The organism is Brevundimonas sp. AVps31, from assembly GCF_058681355.1.
Genome location: NZ_CM178736.1, coordinates 1,137,212 through 1,154,355 on the forward strand (window position 1 = coordinate 1,137,212; position 17,144 = coordinate 1,154,355).

11 protein-coding genes are annotated in these 17,144 nt (G+C 70.5%); 5 read left to right on the forward strand and 6 right to left on the reverse strand.

The genetic code is table 11. The annotated features are described in order from the left end of the window. Positions 1-51 precede the first annotated feature (51 nt). The 4 genes from ACW174_RS05450 (at position 52) to rplS (ending at position 4,348) form a co-directional block, all read left to right on the forward strand. Complete coding sequence (locus tag ACW174_RS05450) at positions 52-1,794, forward strand: ATP-binding protein (RefSeq protein WP_492016691.1); 1,743 nt, start codon at positions 52-54, stop codon at positions 1,792-1,794. Between the two features lie 22 nt (positions 1,795-1,816). After that, positions 1,817-3,037, forward strand: coding sequence for a BaiN/RdsA family NAD(P)/FAD-dependent oxidoreductase (locus ACW174_RS05455; protein WP_492016692.1), 1,221 nt, complete (start codon positions 1,817-1,819; stop codon positions 3,035-3,037). A gap of 124 nt (positions 3,038-3,161) precedes the next feature. Continuing rightward, positions 3,162-3,857: a tRNA (guanosine(37)-N1)-methyltransferase TrmD gene (gene trmD / locus ACW174_RS05460; protein ID WP_492016693.1), complete on the forward strand. Its 696-nt coding sequence runs from the start codon at positions 3,162-3,164 to the stop codon at positions 3,855-3,857. A 65-nt stretch (positions 3,858-3,922) separates the two neighbouring features. Beyond that, positions 3,923-4,348, forward strand: a complete 426-nt coding sequence (gene rplS, locus ACW174_RS05465) for a 50S ribosomal protein L19 (protein WP_492016694.1) — start codon at positions 3,923-3,925, stop codon at positions 4,346-4,348. Positions 4,349-4,480: 132 nt separating this feature from the next. On the opposite strand, the gene ACW174_RS05470 is transcribed toward rplS, so the two are convergent. From ACW174_RS05470 to ACW174_RS05495, 6 genes are all read right to left on the reverse strand, one after another. Then, on the reverse strand, positions 4,481-9,409 hold the full coding sequence (locus tag ACW174_RS05470; protein WP_492016695.1) for a beta strand repeat-containing protein: 4,929 nt from the start codon (positions 9,407-9,409) through the stop codon (positions 4,481-4,483). A gap of 501 nt (positions 9,410-9,910) precedes the next feature. Then, positions 9,911-10,396 (reverse strand): PA2169 family four-helix-bundle protein, encoded by a 486-nt coding sequence (locus tag ACW174_RS05475; protein WP_492016696.1) that lies wholly within the window; start codon positions 10,394-10,396, stop codon positions 9,911-9,913. 90 nt (positions 10,397-10,486) lie between these two features. After that, positions 10,487-11,293 (reverse strand): tryptophan 2,3-dioxygenase, encoded by an 807-nt coding sequence (locus ACW174_RS05480; protein WP_492016697.1) that lies wholly within the window; start codon positions 11,291-11,293, stop codon positions 10,487-10,489. A gap of 87 nt (positions 11,294-11,380) precedes the next feature. Then, on the reverse strand, positions 11,381-11,749 hold the full coding sequence (locus ACW174_RS05485) for a DUF1318 domain-containing protein (RefSeq protein ID WP_492016698.1): 369 nt from the start codon (positions 11,747-11,749) through the stop codon (positions 11,381-11,383). 17 nt (positions 11,750-11,766) lie between these two features. Beyond that, positions 11,767-11,964: a YnbE family lipoprotein gene (locus ACW174_RS05490; RefSeq protein WP_492016699.1), complete on the reverse strand. Its 198-nt coding sequence runs from the start codon at positions 11,962-11,964 to the stop codon at positions 11,767-11,769. 76 nt (positions 11,965-12,040) lie between these two features. Continuing rightward, positions 12,041-15,277: an intermembrane phospholipid transport protein YdbH family protein gene (locus ACW174_RS05495; protein WP_492016700.1), complete on the reverse strand. Its 3,237-nt coding sequence runs from the start codon at positions 15,275-15,277 to the stop codon at positions 12,041-12,043. Positions 15,278-15,687: 410 nt separating this feature from the next. Between ACW174_RS05495 and ACW174_RS05500 the strand changes: the two genes are divergently transcribed. Next, positions 15,688-17,040, forward strand: a complete 1,353-nt coding sequence (locus tag ACW174_RS05500) for a M23 family metallopeptidase (protein ID WP_492016701.1) — start codon at positions 15,688-15,690, stop codon at positions 17,038-17,040. Positions 17,041-17,144: the final 104 nt, after the last annotated feature.

Sequence of the window (17,144 nt, forward strand, 5' to 3'; positions counted from 1 at the left end):
CCAATCGTTTGGGCGCCGCGAGGTAGGGTGACGCTCGAAGGAGTTTCGCCCATGGGTCTGTCCGCCGCCATCGCGCCCCATCTGATGACCAGCGCGCGGGAGCGGCGGGGGCAGATTCCGGTGCGGATCCTGCTGGGGCTGCTGATCGTCTGGCTGCTGCATGACGCCGGGCGCGACGGGCTGATCCTGCCGTGGGTGGCGCTGAGCGCGGCGACCCAGCTGTTTGAATGGCGGGCGCTGCGGCCGTTCCGGCGCGGCGAGCCGGGGCTGGAGCGGGCCGGGGTGCTGGGACCGGCGCTGGCCTCGACGGTGCTGATGGCGGTGATCCACGCGGGCGCGGCGACCTTCCTGTGGGTCGGGGCGGGCCAGACGGTGGCGACGGTGGCGGTGCTGATCCTGGTGGGCGGGATCATCAACAACCTGGCTTCGGGCATCGAGAGCCGGCTGCTGTTCCTGATCGGAACCGGGCCCTATCTGACGGCGCTGGCGGCGATGCCGGTGGCGCGCTGGCTGGACGGGGAGTTGCACAACCTGCCGGTGCTGCTGGTGTCGCTGGCGCTGTTCTTCGGGGCGGTGCTGAGCGTCTGGACCCGGGTGCACGCGGCGCGGATGGCGGAGATCGCGGCGATCGCGGAGGCCAGCGTGCGGCTGGACCAGGCGGAGGCGGCGATGGCCGACCGCGCGGCCATGGCGGCCATCGTCAGCCACGAACTGCGCACGCCGGTCAGCGCCATCCTGGCGGGGGCCCATGTGATCCGCCACGGCGACCGGCCCGAGGCCACGCCGGCGACAGCGGACCTGATCATCGACGCCGGGCGGCTGATGACCGGGATGCTGAACGACCTGCTGGATCACTCCAAGATCGAGGCGCGGGCGATGACGCTGGAGGTGCGGGACTTCGACCTGACCGCCCTGCTGGCCGATACGGCGCGGTTCTGGGCGGCGCCGGCGAAGGAGAAGGGGCTGACGCTGAACGCCCCGGCCGACGGCGCCCCGGTGTGGCGCCGCGGCGATCCCTACCGGCTGCGGCAGATCCTCAACAACCTGATCTCCAATGCGATCAAATTCACCGACGCGGGCGAGGTGGCGCTGGAGGCGCGGATCGACGGCGACGCCGTGACCCTGACGGTGCGCGACCAGGGGGCGGGCATCGCGCCGGAGGCCATGAGCCGGCTGTTCACCCCCTTCGCCCAAGGCTCGGCCGAGGTGGCGCGGACCTATGGCGGGACCGGGCTGGGGCTGGCGGTCAGCCGCGATCTGGCCCGGCTGATGGGGGGCGAGCTGACGGCGGCGAGCGTCTCGCGCCAGGGCGCGGCCTTCACCCTGTCGCTGACCCTGCCGGAGGGCGCGCCGGTGGCGGCAGAGGACACCTTCGACGCCGCGCCGCCGACCCTGACGCGCCGGCTGCGGGTGCTGGCGGTCGACGACCATGAGATCAACCGCCGGACCTTGGCCCTGGTGCTGCAGCCGCTGGACGTGGAGCTGGCCACCGCCAGCGACGGCCACGCCGCGCTGGAGATGCTGGCGAGCCGGACGTTCGACGTGGTGCTGATGGATGTGAACATGCCCGGCATCGACGGCAATGAGACGACCCGCCGGCTGCGCGCCTCGGGCGGGGCCAACGCCGACGCGCCGGTGATCGGCTTCAGCGCCGGGACCGAGACCGCCCAGATCGAGGCCTGCCGGGCGGCGGGCATGACCGACTGGCTGGCCAAGCCGCTGGAGCCGGCGAAGCTGTACGCCGCGCTGGAACGGGCCATGCGACCGCCGGAGACGGAGCGAGACGCGGCCTGACCCGCGCTGCTAAAGCGGGCGGATGAAGACTATAGACGTCCTGATCGTCGGCGCGGGCGCGGCCGGAATGATGTGCGCCATCGAGGCCGGGCGGCGGGGGCGGTCGGTGCGCGTGGTCGATCACGCCCGGAACCCCGGCGAGAAGATCCGCATCTCAGGCGGCGGCCGCTGCAACTTCACCAATACCGGGACCGGGCCCAACAACTTCCTGGGCGAGAACCCGCGCTTCGCGACGTCAGCGCTGAAACGCTACACCCAGCACGACTTCATCAAGCGGGTGGATCGGGCGGGCATCGCCTGGCACGAAAAGACCCTGGGCCAGCTGTTCTGCGACGACAGCGCCAAACAGATCGTCCGCATGCTGACGGATGACATGCGCGAGGCCGGCGCGGTGCTGTCGATGGGCACGGCGGTGGACCGGATCAGCCGCGTGGACGGCGGCTTCGAGGCGGCGCTGTCGGACGGGTCCGTGGTGCGGGCCGCGTCCGTGGTGCTGGCCACGGGCGGCAAGTCGATCCCCAAGATGGGCGCCACGGGCTGGGCCTATGAGACGGCGCGCCAGTTCGGCCTGCGCGTCACCGACATCCGCCCGGCCCTGGTCCCCCTGACCTTCGAGCCGGGCCTGCTGGAAAAGCTGGCGCCGCTGTCGGGGCTGTCGGTCGAGGCGGTGGTGTCGCACAGCGTGCCGGCGGAGGGCGGAGCGCCGGGACGACCGACGGGCGAGACGCGGTTCGCCGAGGGCCTGCTGTTCACCCACCGCGGCCTGTCCGGGCCGTCGATCCTGCAGATCAGCAGCTACTGGCGCGAGGGCGAGGCGATCACGGCGCGGCTGGCGCCGGACACGGACGTTTACGCCCTGCTGAAGGCCGCCAAGGAAGAGAACGGCAAGCAGATGGTGCACACGGCGCTGGGGCACATCGTGCCGCGCCGTCTGGCCGAAAGCGTCTGCGAGCGGGAGGGCGTGAAGGGCAAGCTGGCCGAGGTCGGCGACAAGGTCCTGCGCCGGCTGGACGCGGCGGTGAACGGCTGGACCGTGAAGCCGGTGGGATCAGAGGGCTATCGCACCGCCGAGGTTACCCTGGGCGGCATCGCCACCGACGAGCTGGACCAGCAGACCATGGAGGCCAGGGCCGTGCCCGGCCTGTTCGTCATCGGCGAGGCGGCGGACGTCACCGGTTGGCTGGGCGGCTATAATTTCCAATGGGCCTGGTCGTCGGGCTGGGCGGCGGGGCAGGCCTGTTAGGGACTAGGGAGTAGGGATTAGGGTATGGGGTGTCCCCGCCAACCTTCTGCCCTGCACCGCCCCGGCTCTTCTCTCCCCTAATCCCTAATCCCTAATCCCTAATCCCTAATCCCTAGCCCTCCCCATGCCCTTCACCGCCACCGTCCTGACCATGTTCCCGGAAGCCTTTCCCGGGCCGCTCGGCGTGTCGCTGATCGGCACCGCGTGGCGCGAGCGCGGGCTGTGGAGCCTTGAAACGCTTGACATCCGGGCGTTCTCCGACGATAGGCGCGGCTTCCTGGACGACACCCCCGCGGGTGGCGGCCCGGGAGCTGTGCTTAAGGCGGACGTGGTGGCCCGGGCGGTGGATAGCCTGTCGGGACCGAAGCGGCCGCTTTTGTACATGAGCGCCCGGGGTCGGCCCCTGACCCAGGCGCGCGTCAAGGAATGGGCCAGGGCGGACGGCATCGTCGTGCTTTGCGGTCGTTTCGAGGGGGTGGATCAGCGCGTGCTGGACGCGCGCGGGTTCGAGGAGGTCTCGGTCGGAGACGCGGTTCTCGCCGGTGGCGAGGCGGCGGCGATGGTCGCGATCGAGGCGTGCGTCAGACTGATCCCCGGCGTCCTCGGCGCGGCGGACAGCCTGTCGTCCGAGAGTTTCGAGGACGGACTTCTGGAACACCCGCAGTACACGCGACCGCGGACGTTCGAGGGGCTGGAGATCCCGGAGGTTCTGGTGTCCGGCGACCATAAAAAGGTCGCCCGATGGCGTCAGGAGCAACGGGAGATCACGACGCGGGAACGGCGACCCGACCTTTGGGCCGCCCGGACCGTGAAAGACTGAGGTTACCCGCGGGGCTCGCCCCGCCAATTCACAGCTAAAGAGCGCAAAAGCTCGAGGAGAACAGAATGAACATTCTTCAGACCCTGGCGGCCGAAGAGAAGGCCCGCCTGATCGAAACCCGCGCGATCCCGGCCTTCCAGCCCGGCGATACGCTGCGCGTCAACGTGAAGATCAAGGAAGGTGAGCGCGAGCGCATCCAGGCCTTCGAAGGCGTCTGCATCGCCCGCGCCGGCGGCGGCGTGAACGAGAGCTTCACCGTCCGCAAGATTTCCTTCGGCGAGGGCGTCGAGCGCGTCTTCCCGATCCTGTCGCCGAACATCGAGTCGATCGAAGTGAAGCGCCGTGGCGTCGTTCGGCGCGCCAAGCTGTACTACCTGCGCGACCGTCGCGGTAAGTCGGCCCGGATCGCCGAGAAGCAAACCGTCCGCGCGCCCAAGGGCGCCGTCGTTCCGGAAACCGGCAAGGCCGACGCCGCGACCGAAGAGTCCTGATCCGCTTCGGGATGCGCGAACGCGCGCGACGCGGTCGCGCGCGGCTTGAACGTCCCGGATCCAGATCGCTGAAATGACGAAGGCCCCGGTGGAAACACCGGGGCCTTTTTCATGTCCGGACGATCTCCGCCCTCACCCCCAGGGATCGGAGTGGTCGAAGACGGACAGGGTGGCGGTGTCGTGCAGGATCAGGCCGGGGCCGCCCCGGGCGACCACGGCGCTGTCATCGAACAGGCCGTTCGGCGTCTCCAGCCCCGGCAGGACCAGGGGCTCGAACCCGCCCTTGTCCGCGAGCAGGGCCGGCAGGGTCAGGGCGTCGTCGCCCGTCCAGGCGGGCAGGACGAAGGCGTCGTCCAGCCCGGCCTTGCCGGCGGCGGGCAGGGGCAGGACCTCCGGCCCGGCGGCGGCGGGTTGCTGGCCCAGGACCAGCACGGTCCCGTCCGAGAAGCGCAGGCTCTCGATGCCCGACAGGGTGTCGATCCCGTCGCGCCCGGCCACGGCGTCGGTCACCCGCCAGCCGCCCGCGACGGCGGTGATCGTGTAGTCGGCGCGCACGCCCTGCAGCAGGGCCAGGTCGGCGCCCGCCCCGCCGATCAGGGTGTCGTCGCCGCCGCGCCCGGCCAGGGTGTCATTGCCCGCCCCGCCGGTGATGACATTGGCCCCGGCATTGCCGACGCCGGCGAAGTTTCCGGGCCCCTTGTAGACCAGGTTCTCGAGATTGGCGGCCAGGATGAAGCCGCCGTTGGTGGTCTGGACCGTGTCGGTCCCTTCGCCCGCCAGCTCGATCAGGGTGTCCCCGGCGTCAACGATGTAGAGGTCGTCGCCGCGCCCGCCGTACATCTCGTTGAAGCCGCCGCCCGAGCCGCCGATCAGGGTGTCGTTGCCGTCAAAGCCCAGCAGGACGTCATTGCCGATGGCCCCGTCGATGACGTTGTCGCCGGCATTGCCCATCAGGGTGTCGCGCAGGTTGGATCCGGTCAGGTTCTCGACGCCCGAGAAGGTGTCCTGCCCGCCGAAGCCGTCGTTCGTCGCCCGGTTGACGTCCAGCCGCGCCGTCACGCCCGCCGTCGCCAGGATGTAGGTGACGGTGTCGATCCCGGCCCCGCCGTGCATCGCGTCATTGCCGGCCCCGCCCTGCAGGGTGTCACGGCCCGCGCCGCCGGTCAGGACGTTGTCCAGGGCATTGCCGTTCATCGCGAAGTCGCCGGTCCCGACGACCATGCCGTTCTCGACATTGGCGCCCAGGTTGTAGGCGTGCAGGCCGCGCAGCTGGACCAGATCGATCCCGGCGCCGGCGCCCTCGATGATCGAGTCGCCCACGTCCAGCACATAGGTGTCGTCACCCACGCCGCCGTACAGCTCATTGGCCGCGCCCGCCCCGCCGATCAGGATGTCGTCGCCGCCCTGACCCAGCAGCACGTCGCGCTGCAGCCCGCCGGTGATGACATTGCCGACGGCGTTGCCGACCCCGGTGAAGGTCCCGGTCCCGGTATAGGTCAGGTTCTCGACATTAGCCGACAGGTTGATCTGGAAAAGGGCCGACAGGACGGTGTCGACGCCCTCGTTCGCGGTCTCGACGATGGAGTCGGTCCGCTCCTCGACGATATAGGTGTCGTCGCCCGCCCCGCCGTACAGCTCGTTGGCCGCGCCCGCGCCGCCCCGGAGGGTGTCATTGCCGCCGCCCGCGATGATCACGTCACGACCCAGGCCGCCCGACAGGATGTTGGCGGTCGCATCCCCGACCAGCAGGTCGTTGAAGGCCGAGCCCGTCAGGTTCTCGATCGCGGTGAAGGTGTCGCTGCCGCCGTCGCCGTCGTTGGACGCCGACTGGGTGTCGATCCGGGCGGTGACCGCGCCGGCCGCGCCGGAATAGTCGGCGGTGTCCGAGCCGGCGCCGCCGGTGAAGACGTCATTGCCGGCCAGGCCGAAGAACCGGTCATCGCCGACGCCGCCCGTCAGGCTCTCGCCCGCCGCCGACCCGATCAGGGTCGCGCCGGTCAGGCCGCTGACAGCCAGATCCAGCGCGCCGATGCGCAGGCGCTCGACATTGGTCAGGGTGTCGGTCCCATCGGGGCCGGTCACCGTCACCGCCCCGTTGGTCACGGTCACGGTCGTGGCCCCGGCCGAGAAGACCGCCGTGTCCGTGCCCGCCCCGCCATCGACGACGTCATTGCCGGCCCCGCCGGTGATCAGGTCGTCGCCGTCGCCCGCCGCGATGAGGTCCGCGCCCGCCGTGCCGTTCAGGGTGTCGGCGTTGGGGGTTCCGGTGACCTCGTTGGGGAGGGGTTCGCCGGAGGGTGCGAAGAGACCGTCGGCGAACTGCAGACGCTCGACGCCGGTCAGCACATCCGTGCCGTCGGGGCCGGAGATCTGCAACGCGCCGCTGGGCAGGGTGGTGAAGGTATAGGCCGAGCGGTTGCCGGAGAAGACGGCGGTGTCGGCGCCCGCGCCGCCGTCCAGTGCGTCGGCGCCCGCGCCGCCGATCAGCCGGTCGTTCCCGTCGCCGCCCCGGAGAGTGTCGTCCAGCGAGCCGCCGTCGAGGGTGTCATTGCCGTCGCCGCCGTCGAGGGTGTCGTTATCCCATTCGCCGTAGATGACGTCGTCGCCCGCGTCGCCATTGGCGACGTCCGCGCCATTCCCCGCGGTGATGGTGTCGTCGCCGTCACCGCCCGAGATCAGGTCATAGCCGCGCGACACGCCATCGCCGGGGGTGTAGCCCAGGCCGGTCGCATCGCCGTCGCCGATGATCACGTCATTGCCGCCGTGGCCGAACAGCTGGTCGCCCTGGAAGGGGCCTGACCCCGGCTGGCCGCCGTCGCCGGCGCCCTGGATGTAGTTGGCCTGGTCGTCGCCGTGCAGGACATCCGCGTTGATGCTGCCGATTACGCCCTCGATGCTGATCAGGGTGTCGGAGCCTTCGCCGGTGTTCTGCGCCACGCCCTGGAGGCGCAGATCCACGGTCACGCCCGGCGCGCCCGCGCCGCCGGAGAAGAGGCGGCTGTAGCTGGCGATATCCATGCCCGCGCCGCCGTTCAGCGTATCGGCGCCTTCCAGCCCGCGCAGGGTGTCGTCGCCCGCGCCGCCCAGCAGCATGTCGGCGCCGCCGCTGCCTTCGATCGAGTCCGCGCCGCCGGCGCCGTCGGCGTACTGGAAGTTGGTGATGGCGTCGTTCGCCTCCGAGCCGAGCACCCGTTCGATGCTGGTCAGGATGTCGCCCTGGGCGTCGCCGCCGGAGACGAAGTAGGTGTAGATCGGATCGTTGTTCTGTTCGTAGCCGGTGAGGCTGGCCTGGATCGAGATTCCGGCGACCGAGCCCTGGTAAGACACGGTGTCGGTCCCGGCCTCGCCCAGGATACGGTCTCCGCCGGCGCCGCCGACGATCACGTCATCGCCCGCGCCGCCGTAAAGGCTGTCGACGCCCTCCCCGCCGTCGAGGAAGTCCGCGCCCGATCCAACCGCCTGGGTCGGGTCGTAATCGACGTCGGCGTAGATCGTGTCCGAACCCGCGCCGCCGTACATCCGGTCGTCGCCGAAACCGCCCAGGATCAGGTCGTTGCCGCCCATGCCGTAGGCCAGGTCGTCCCCGTCGCCCAGGCCGAGGGTGTTCGTCACGTCGTCGGCATAGACGGTGTCATTGCCGCCGAAGGTATAGATCGACGCCACGCCCAGGCTGCGGATGACGTCGTCCTGTTCGGTCGTGTGCAGGGCGCTGATGGTCTCGAAATTGACGTAGGTCCCGCCGGTGACGGCGGCGATGGTCGCGAACCGGTCGCCGGTCGTCAGGTCCAGGGTGACGCCCTGCGCCAGGCCGTCCAGGGTGACCAGCAGGGAGTCCGTCCCCGCGCCGCCGTCGGCGGTGTCGAGCAGGCCGACGCTGACGCCGTCATTGCCCTCGCCGCCGAACAGGGTGTCGCGCTGGCCGTCGTCGAAGCGCGAGCCCCAGACGTCGTTGATGCGGCTGGAATTGGTGAAGGCCCCGCCGGCCACGCTGTCGTTGCCGGCGCCGCCGTCGACGCGGTCCTCACCCGCCTCGCCGTACAGGATGGAGCCGTCCGCCCCGCCGGTGATGACGTCATTGAACACGGTGCCGACCACGTCGAAGCGTTCGACGTTGAGGAAGGTCCCGCCCGAGGCGGCGGTGATCGCGGCCGCCGGGCCCGTGGTCATATCCAGCGTCAGCGCGCTGCTGCGGCCCCGGAAATTGACCTCGACCGTGTCGCCGCCGGCCCCGCCGTCGGCGGAATCCCCGACGCCCAGATAGATGAAGTCGTTGCCTTCGCCGCCGTTCACGGTGTCCGCTGCGCCGTCCTCGGCCCGACGATCACCGGCCAGGAAGCCCCTGACGGGTACGGTGTAGCTGTTGCCGAAACCGTCCTGCAGCGTCATGACGCCGTCGGTCCCCGTCAGGCCGTCGCCGTCGTGGTACAGGATGTCGTTGCCGTCGCCGCCCTCGATCAGGTCGCCGCCATCGCCGCCGACGATCACATCGCGACCCGCGCCGCCGTAAAGCGTGTCATTGCCCTCGGCGCCGTCGATGCCGTCACCGTAGGTGGTGCTGGTCGGGTCCGTTTCATCGCCGCCGTAGACGATGTCGTCGCCGGTCCCGCCGTTCAGCCAGTCCCCGCCGGTCCCGCCGTTGAGCGTGTCGTTGGCGCCGTGCCCGAACAGGGTGTTGCCGCGGCCCCAGGCGTCGCCGCCGGTGATGGTGTCAGCGCCGCCGTACAGCAGGTTCCACAGGGCGGTGGAGTCGTTCGTGGTCAAGGTGGCGTTCAGGGCCGAGGCCTGAACCGACAGGCCGTCGATGCCGAGGACCAGGTCGCCGCCCTGTTCCAGCCGGAAGCCGGTGATCAGCCCAGTGGTCGGGAAGCCGGCGGAGGTCAGTCCGCCCAAGCCCGTGCCGGTGAAGATGACCCGGAACTCATAGCCGTCCTGGTCATATCCGCGCATCTCGACCCGGGTCGCCGTGGCCGAGATCAGCTGACCGCTCTGGGCCAGGGCGGCGAGTTCCTCGCGCCCGAAGGCGTTCATGTCGAGCAGGCGCCCGGTCGTGACGATCGGCATGTGTCTTTCCCCCACAAGGCCTTCAAGGCCCGAATCGCAAGCGGGGACTCCACGCGCACGCGAACTGTCACCCCAATAACCGTGGAGGTTAATCAGCCGTTGAGGGTTCAGGCAAGCGCCTGTTTTGATAACGCTTTGCGACAGAACGCCGACCGCGGCGCGGCAAGCAAAGCGGTCACGGGAGACCCTCCTGCCACCCGAACTCGGGGAGTTTGACCGGCGTGGGATCAGCGCATGCGCGCCGGGGCGGCGCTTGCGGCCTTCCACGCCTCGACGGGGCCGTCACCCCGAAGGTGGCCTGAACGGCGACCCGATCACGTCGTCGATCCGGGTCAGCGGCCCGTTCGAGGCCCCGGCGCTTGGGCGGGCGATCCCCAAGGCCTGCCCGAAGACGCCTGCCTGTGGCCCGTTGACGCCGTCACGCCGGTTGTCGTCGAGCCCCGCGCCGATGAGCGCGCCGACGGCCTCGCGGAAGCGTCAGTCCTTGTACCCGCAGGTTTGTTACTGCGGAAACAGGGGGCTGTTCGCGTCCCTCTGGCCCTCCAGGCTGTGCTTGAGGCCGCTGAGGTCGTCGTGGTCGGCGCGGAGGCGGGCGAAGGCGCGGCGGATGGTTTCGCGGGTGGTGGCCGAGATGCCGGTATCGTCCAGGGCCTTTTCGAACTGCGTCTTCACATGATCCTCGGCGCTTTCGGCGGCGCCGACCCTCGTCAGTTCATCGCGCAGCAGGGCGTGTTTGACGTCGGTGAAGGCGCGCTGGGCCTTGGCGAGGATGGAGCCCTCGGTGTCGGGCTCTCCGCCCAGACCGCGCACGTCCGAAGACAGGTCCTCGGCCAAGGCGCGGCGCTCGGCCTCGCGGCGGGCGAACAGGTCGCGGTGACCGGGGTCGTCGCTGGCGGCGAGGGCGGCCTGATAGCCCTCCGCGCTGTCGATGACGGTGCGGATCAGGCCGTTCAGAACCTGGATATCGTGGCGGTTGGCGTTGCTCATGTCAGTGCTCCGGGGAGAGACCTGTAAAGCGTGCGCCAGCGGCGAAGGTTGCCCCGTTGCGAGCCGCCTCACCGGAATGTCAGAGTCGGATCAAAGCTTTGTGCGCAGGGACCAGAGCTCGGGGAAGCAGCGGCGCTGGAGCGTCTCGGTCAGGTAGCCGACGCCGTCGGTGCCGCCGGTGCCGCGCCGGCGGCCGATGATCCGCTCGACCGTGACCACATGTTTGTGCCGCCAGGTCAGCAGGGCGTCGTCGAGATCGACCAGCTTTTCGGCCAGCTGGTAGAAGGTCCACCAGCGCTCGGTGTCGCGATAGACCTCCAGCCAGGCGGCCTCGACCGCCTCGGACGGTTCATAGGGCTGCGACACGTCGCGGTTCAGCACCTCGGCCGGGACCGGCAGGCCGGCCAGCGCCAGCTGGGCGAGAGCGTCGTCATACAGGCTGGGGGCGTCAAGGGCGGCCTTCAGCGCGGCGTGGGCCTCGGGCCGGTCCTCGTGGAAGCGCAGGAAGCGCGCGTCCTTGAGACCCAGGGCGGCCTCGAAGCGGCGGAACTGGTCGCTCTGGAAGCCGGACGAGGACCCGAGGACGCCGCGGAAATTGAGGTAATCCGCCGGGGTCATGGTGGCCAGGATGTCCCAGCTCATGGTCATGACCGACTGGATGCGGCTGACGCGGGCGAGGCTCTTGTAGGCGGGGACCAGATCGCCGACGCGGACCAGGGACTGGGCCAGGGCGACCTCGTGCAGGATCTGCTTGAGCCACAGCTCCTTGGTCTGGTGGATGATGACGAACAGCATCTCGTCATGCTGGTCGGACAGCGGATGCTGGGCGGCCAGCAGATCGTCCAGCGACAGATAGCCGGAATAGGTGATCGACGACGGAGGTGCGGTTTCGGTCATGGCGACCGTATCGCCCGCGCCGGGTCCCGGCTCAAGGGTTGTCGAACCCCCTCGCCGGTCCGGGGGAGGGTGACGACTGCGTCCAGCCTAGCGCTGGACCCATTGGCCCTGGGCGTTGCGGTACCACTGGCCCGAGCTGATGCGCGGCAGCAGTTGGGTCTCGAACATGCGGACCCCGGCGTCGGCGGCGGTGGCGCCGCCCCCGGCCTGCTGGGCCGAGCTGGCGTAGGCGCTGCGGCGGCCCGCGTTTGTGGCCTGGACGGCGGCGGTCAGGGCCGAGTCCGACGAGGGGACGCGGAAGCCGACGTAGCCGTCAGCCTGCTCGCCCACCGTGCCGGCGGCCTTGGCGGCGTCGATCATGGATTTTTGCTGGGAGGTCTGGGCGAAGGCCGCGCCCGCGGCGACGCCCAGGGCCGCGACGGCGGCGACCATGACGAAGACTTTGCGGAATGACATCGGTTTGATCTTTCGCATCAGAACAGGTTCGGGTTTTCGGCCAGGAGATCCTGAAGCTCCCGGTCGAGACGGACGCGGATGTCCGCGTCCAGCTTGGCGTTGATCGTGATCGGATCGACCTGCAGCCGGACGGTGGGGGTGCAGGCGGCCGTACCCAGGGCCACGGCGGCAAGGCCGAGGAGGGCGACGGTTCTGCGTGACTTCGTCCGGGTCATGACGACTCTCCGATTGATCCGCAGTGACTAAACGCGAATGAGGGTGAACGGGTTCTGAACGGCGAAGGCGGCTCGATCAAGACGTCGGCGAAACGTCCGGCGACGCTGGGTCCCCGGGCGGGTCCTCCGCGGCCTCGCCGTTGCGGGCGCGGTCCAGCTTCATCAGGTCGCTGACCAGTTCGTTGAGGTTGACCGAGGTGTCGAGCGTCAGGTCGATGCCGGTGTTGGACGGCAGGGGCAGTTCGCGGTTCAGGAACTGACGGCTGATGAACTCGGCCAGCGGGATGCGCAGTTCCTGACGCTGGGGCGGGTCGTGACGGCCCCGGATGCGGAACAGCACGCCCAGACGGCCCTCGTCCAGGCTGTTCACCTGGGCGGACAGGATGTCGAAGGCGAGGTTCTCCATGGCCTGATAGGCCAGGTCCTGGACGGTGTTGGGGGGCAGGGCCTCGCCGCCGCCTTCGGCCTCCAGACCCGTCAGCGACGTGCGGGGGATGGACAGACGGCCGGGCTGGACGGCCTGAAGGTCGCCGCCGACGATGCGGACGCCGTCCTTCGGGTTCCAGCTGAACGGCAGACGGCCCGAGACCACGGCGTCAAGGCTGACCTTGTCGCCGAAACCGGCGTCGGTGATGACCTGACCGAGCTGGACGGACTCGACCACGATCACGCCGGTGAAGCCCTGACTGATGTCCAGCGGGATGGACAGGGGCTCGACCCGCACCACGCCGCCCGCGACGCTGAGGTCGGCGCCCTCGACGGTGAGGGCCGCCTTGTCGAGGCCGAAGACCAGATCGATGTCGGTGAGGGGGGCGACGGATTCCAGCAGGTCGGCGTGCAGGGTCTGGCCGGGGGCGGCGACCAGCGGCGTCAGGCTGGTCAGCGCGACCGTGCCGCGCAGGCCCTTCACCGGGCCGGCGGGGCTGACGAAATCGAGGCCGGGAATCGTCAGGCGGCCGGAGCTGGTTCCTTCGGTATCCGCGCGCCAGTCAACGCGGCCGGTGAAGCCGACGGAGCCGACGGCGGGCGAGCCGACGATGTCGCCGGCCATGGGGCTGAGGTCGACGGGCTGCAGGCCGCCCTCGGCGAAGGTGATGGACGGAGCGTCGATGGTGATGCCGCCGACGCCCGCCTTGCCGTCGTGGGCGAGGGTCAGACGACCCAGCGCGGTGTCGCCGTGAGAGAGATCGAAGGCGCCCGTCCAGTCGTCACCGGACAAACGGGCCGAGCCTGCGGCGGTCAGCGGGTTGAACCGGGCCGGGGCGGTGGCGTCGACCACGGTGGCGCGCGACACCTGCGCCAGCAGCCCGACGCCGCGCGGTCCGCCTGTCGCGGCCAGCGTGCCTTCCGCATCCCTGAAGTGCAGGGCCAGGAAGGGGGCGGAGGCGTTGACGCCGTTCAGCCGCCCGTCGGCGCGCCAGCCGCCGTTCTCGACCGTGACCAGGGGTCGGCCCGCGGGGCAGAAGCGACCCGAGATGTCGGTGATGTCGTTCTCGTCCAGCTCCAGCCGCTCGACGGTCAGGGGGACGCAGTCGGTCGCCGCATAGGTCAGGCGGCCATTGGAGGAGACCAGTTGGCCCTTCGTCTGCAGCGCGATGCCCCGGGCAAGGCCGAAGTCGAGCGCGGCGCGGCCGTCCAGCGTGGCGTGGAAGCCGGTTTCGGTCAGGGACCAGCGCGGGATGGCGAAGGCCGCCTCGGGCAGGCCCTGGCCCCGGGTGGCGGTCAGGGACAGGGCGCCGCCGCCCTGCCCGCCCCGGCCCATGCTGAAGATGGGCGTGGCGGCGGGCCGCAGGGTCAGGACGCCGCCGTTGGCGGGGCTGAGGGTGGCCGGGCGATCCAGGGTCACGCGCGTCCCCCCGTCGCCGGTGGTGACGCTGAAGGCGGGAATGCTGACGGCGAAGGCGGACAGGGCGCGCTTCATCTCGGCCAGTTCGGGAATGTCGTCGCGGGCCGGGGGCCCGAACAGGGGCCAGGCGCCGCGCGCGGCCTGCACTCCGCCGCGGACGTCGAGGCGAAGGGCGCCGTCGGCCACGAGATCCAGCCGGGCCTGGCCGCGGGCGCCGGACAGGGACAGCTCCCCCATGGCCAGACGGTCGGCGGTCAGGCTGAGCGGGCCCTGCGCCTCGAAGGCGGAGCCGCGACCGCCCGCGATCAAACGACCGGCGGTCAGGTTGACGCCCGCACCGTCCAGCCCGGCGGCCGAAAGGCGAGCGGCGGAGGCCCGGGCGGGGCCTTCGATGCGCCAGCCCGGTCCGTCGCCGTTGCGATCGACAACAGTGGCGGCGTCGGTCAGGTGAAGACGCGCCCCCTGCCCGGCCACGGCGCCCTCCAGCCGGTCGGCGCGAATGTCGGCGGTGGTGCGGCCGTCGATGCGGAACGCCTCGATCCAGCCGGCGGTGGTCCCGGCGAAGTTGAAGGCGGCGTTGACGCCCCGCGCGGCGCTGTCGCCCGCCGCGAGCCGGTCCGCGAGAAGCGTCAGGCCGAGCCGGGCGCGGCCGTCGTTGCGATGGGTCTTCAGGTCCGGATAGGGCAGGTCGCCGGTCAGGTTCAGGCGCACGGCCTGGCCCCGGGCGCCCGGCAGGACGGCGGAGTCGGCGGCGGCCACCACCCGCAAGGCGACCCGGTCACCGGTCGTGGTCAGGTCCACGGCGGCGGTCAGGCCCCTTGCATCGATCCGGTCGCCGCTGCGCAGGGCGGTAGAGGGCATATGGGCGACCAGCCGCATCAGCTTGCCGTCCTCGACCCGGGCCTGGCCCAGAATATTGGCGAAGCCATAGTCGGTCTCGACGCGGACGCGGGCGTCCTCGACCAGCACCAGCGGCGCCTGGCTGTCGGGACCCGGCGGGCGGCCGGTGAATTTCTGCACCAGGGGGTCCAGCGAGCCGAAGGACAGCTTGCCGCCGCGCAGGCTGACGCGGGCGACGGGGCGCAGCAGGCGAATGCGGCGCGGGGTGACGCCCAGTCCCTGTTTCGACCAGGGCGCGCCCAGGGCGTAGTCGACCTCGACCCGTTCAATCGTGACATCGGGATTGCGAGGGTCGCCGATGCGGATGCTGGCGACGACGCCGTCCAGCTCGACCCGTTCGATGTCCACATCGGCGGGCACGCCCTCGCGCTCGAGCCAGCCGACCAGCACCTGGCGGGTGACGGCGCGACGGTTGAGCCAGGTCAGGGCCGCCAGAACCAGGATAACGCACAGGACGGCGCCGACGCCCGTGAGCAGTCGGCGGGTCAGGCGTCCGGCGCGGCGGGACCCCGGACGGGGTTCCGGGCGGGGAGAGCCGGGGGCGGGGGGAACCGTGTCGTCACTCATGCCCCTTGTCCTTTAGCGGCACTGGCGGCGCAGCGGAAAGGCCGTTGAGCAGATCGTCGACGCCCTTGAACAACATTTGCGTGTCTGGCCTGCCACAGCATAGTGGCCAATGGGTCACTTCAAGAGCAGCCAGAGTCAGCTTCCAATACGGGCGGGAGGACGGCGCGAACACGGTTCAGACGCCGCGCGAATACTGTCGTCCTGATCTTGCATCATCTCAGCGATCACGCAGGCTTTACCGGCGACTACGGCCCCGGTTAACGGGCTGTAACGATCCACCTTCCCATGATGGGACAGACGGGCTATATGGCCCGTCTCGCGTTTGGCGGTTCCTGTGGGAGGCGGCCCGGCGCGATCCTTGCTTTCAGTGGCTTTGGCGCCGGACAGGCGTCGTCGTTTCCCGGGGACCGATGGCTCAGTTCGACCCACGTCGCCAACCGATGCGCATCGCGCCGCACGCCCTCACGGCGGTGGCCGCGATCTCGGTGGCGCTGCTTGCCGGCCGCGTATACCAACCCGCGAAAGCGGAAGAGGCTCCCGCCTTCACGTCAAATCAGATCGCCGTGCTGGAAGCGCAGGCGTTCGCCGCCGGCGGCACCCCCGCCGGACTGACCGCGCCGGAAGCCGTGCCGGTCCAGATCCGCAAGGGTGAAACCTTCGAGCAGGCCGTGCGCCGCACCGGCATCGCGCCGGAAGAAGCCTCCGCCGTCGTCGCCACCCTGTCGAACGCCATGGACGTCAGCTCGATGCGGGCGGGCCAGAAGTTCGAGACCGCCATCGCCAAGCCGCGCGGCGGCCGGGGCGACGCCCGGCTGATCGGCCTGACCATGCGCACCGGCCCGGCCAGCCAGCTGACCGTGTCGCGCAGCTTCGACGGCGCCCTGCGCCTGCGCGCGCTGGAAGAAAAAGTGACGCATGAAACGGTGGTCCTGACCGGCAAGGTCGAGGGCTCGCTGTCGCGCACCGTTCGCCGCGAGGGCGCGCCGGCCGCCATCGCCCGCGTCGCCGGCCGCCTGTTCTCGCACAAGTTCGACATGGACCGGGACGTCAAGTCGAACGACGAGTTCACCTACGTCTTCGACCGCACCGTCACCGAGAACGGCCGCACCATCGGGTCCGGCGAGCTGATGTACGCCTCGCTGAAGGGCGTGACCTTCTATCGCTTCCAGCCCGCCGGCGCCCGTGAGGCCCAGTATTTCGACGCCACCGGCAAGAACACCCGGTCGGCCTTCATGCGCACGCCGCTGGAGCGCGGCTTCCGCATCTCGTCGTCGTTCGGCTTCCGCCGCCACCCGATCGCGGGCTTCCGCAAGATGCACCAGGGCATCGACTTCGCCGCCGGCATGGGCACGCCGGTCGTGGCGCCCGCCGACGGCGTGGTGGTCGAGGCCCGGCGCTGGGGCGGTTACGGCAACTGGCTGCGCATCCGCCACCCGAACGGTCTGGAAAGCGGCTACGGCCACCTGTCGCGCTACGCCTCGGGCATCCGCGCCGGTCAGCGCGTGCGTCAGGGCCAGGTGGTCGCCTATGTCGGCTCGACCGGCGCCTCGACCGGCCCGCACCTGCACTATGAACTGTGGCGGGGCGGCCAGCGGATCAATCCGGCCGGCGTGCGCACCGAGGAGGGCACCGTGCTGGCGGGCGCCGATCTGGCGGCCTTCCGCGCCGAGAAAGCCCGTATCGACCGCATCATCGCCTCGGGCGGCGAGAAGCGCACCCAGTCGCCGGCCATGGCCGGGGGCTTGCGCCCCGCCGTCAGCTGATTTCGGCGGACAGACGATCTGAACAGGCCCGGACGGTTCGCCGCTCCGGGCTTTTTCTGTTTCGGGCCGCTCCGTCTGCTGGTGGATGGAAAGTGATTAGTGGC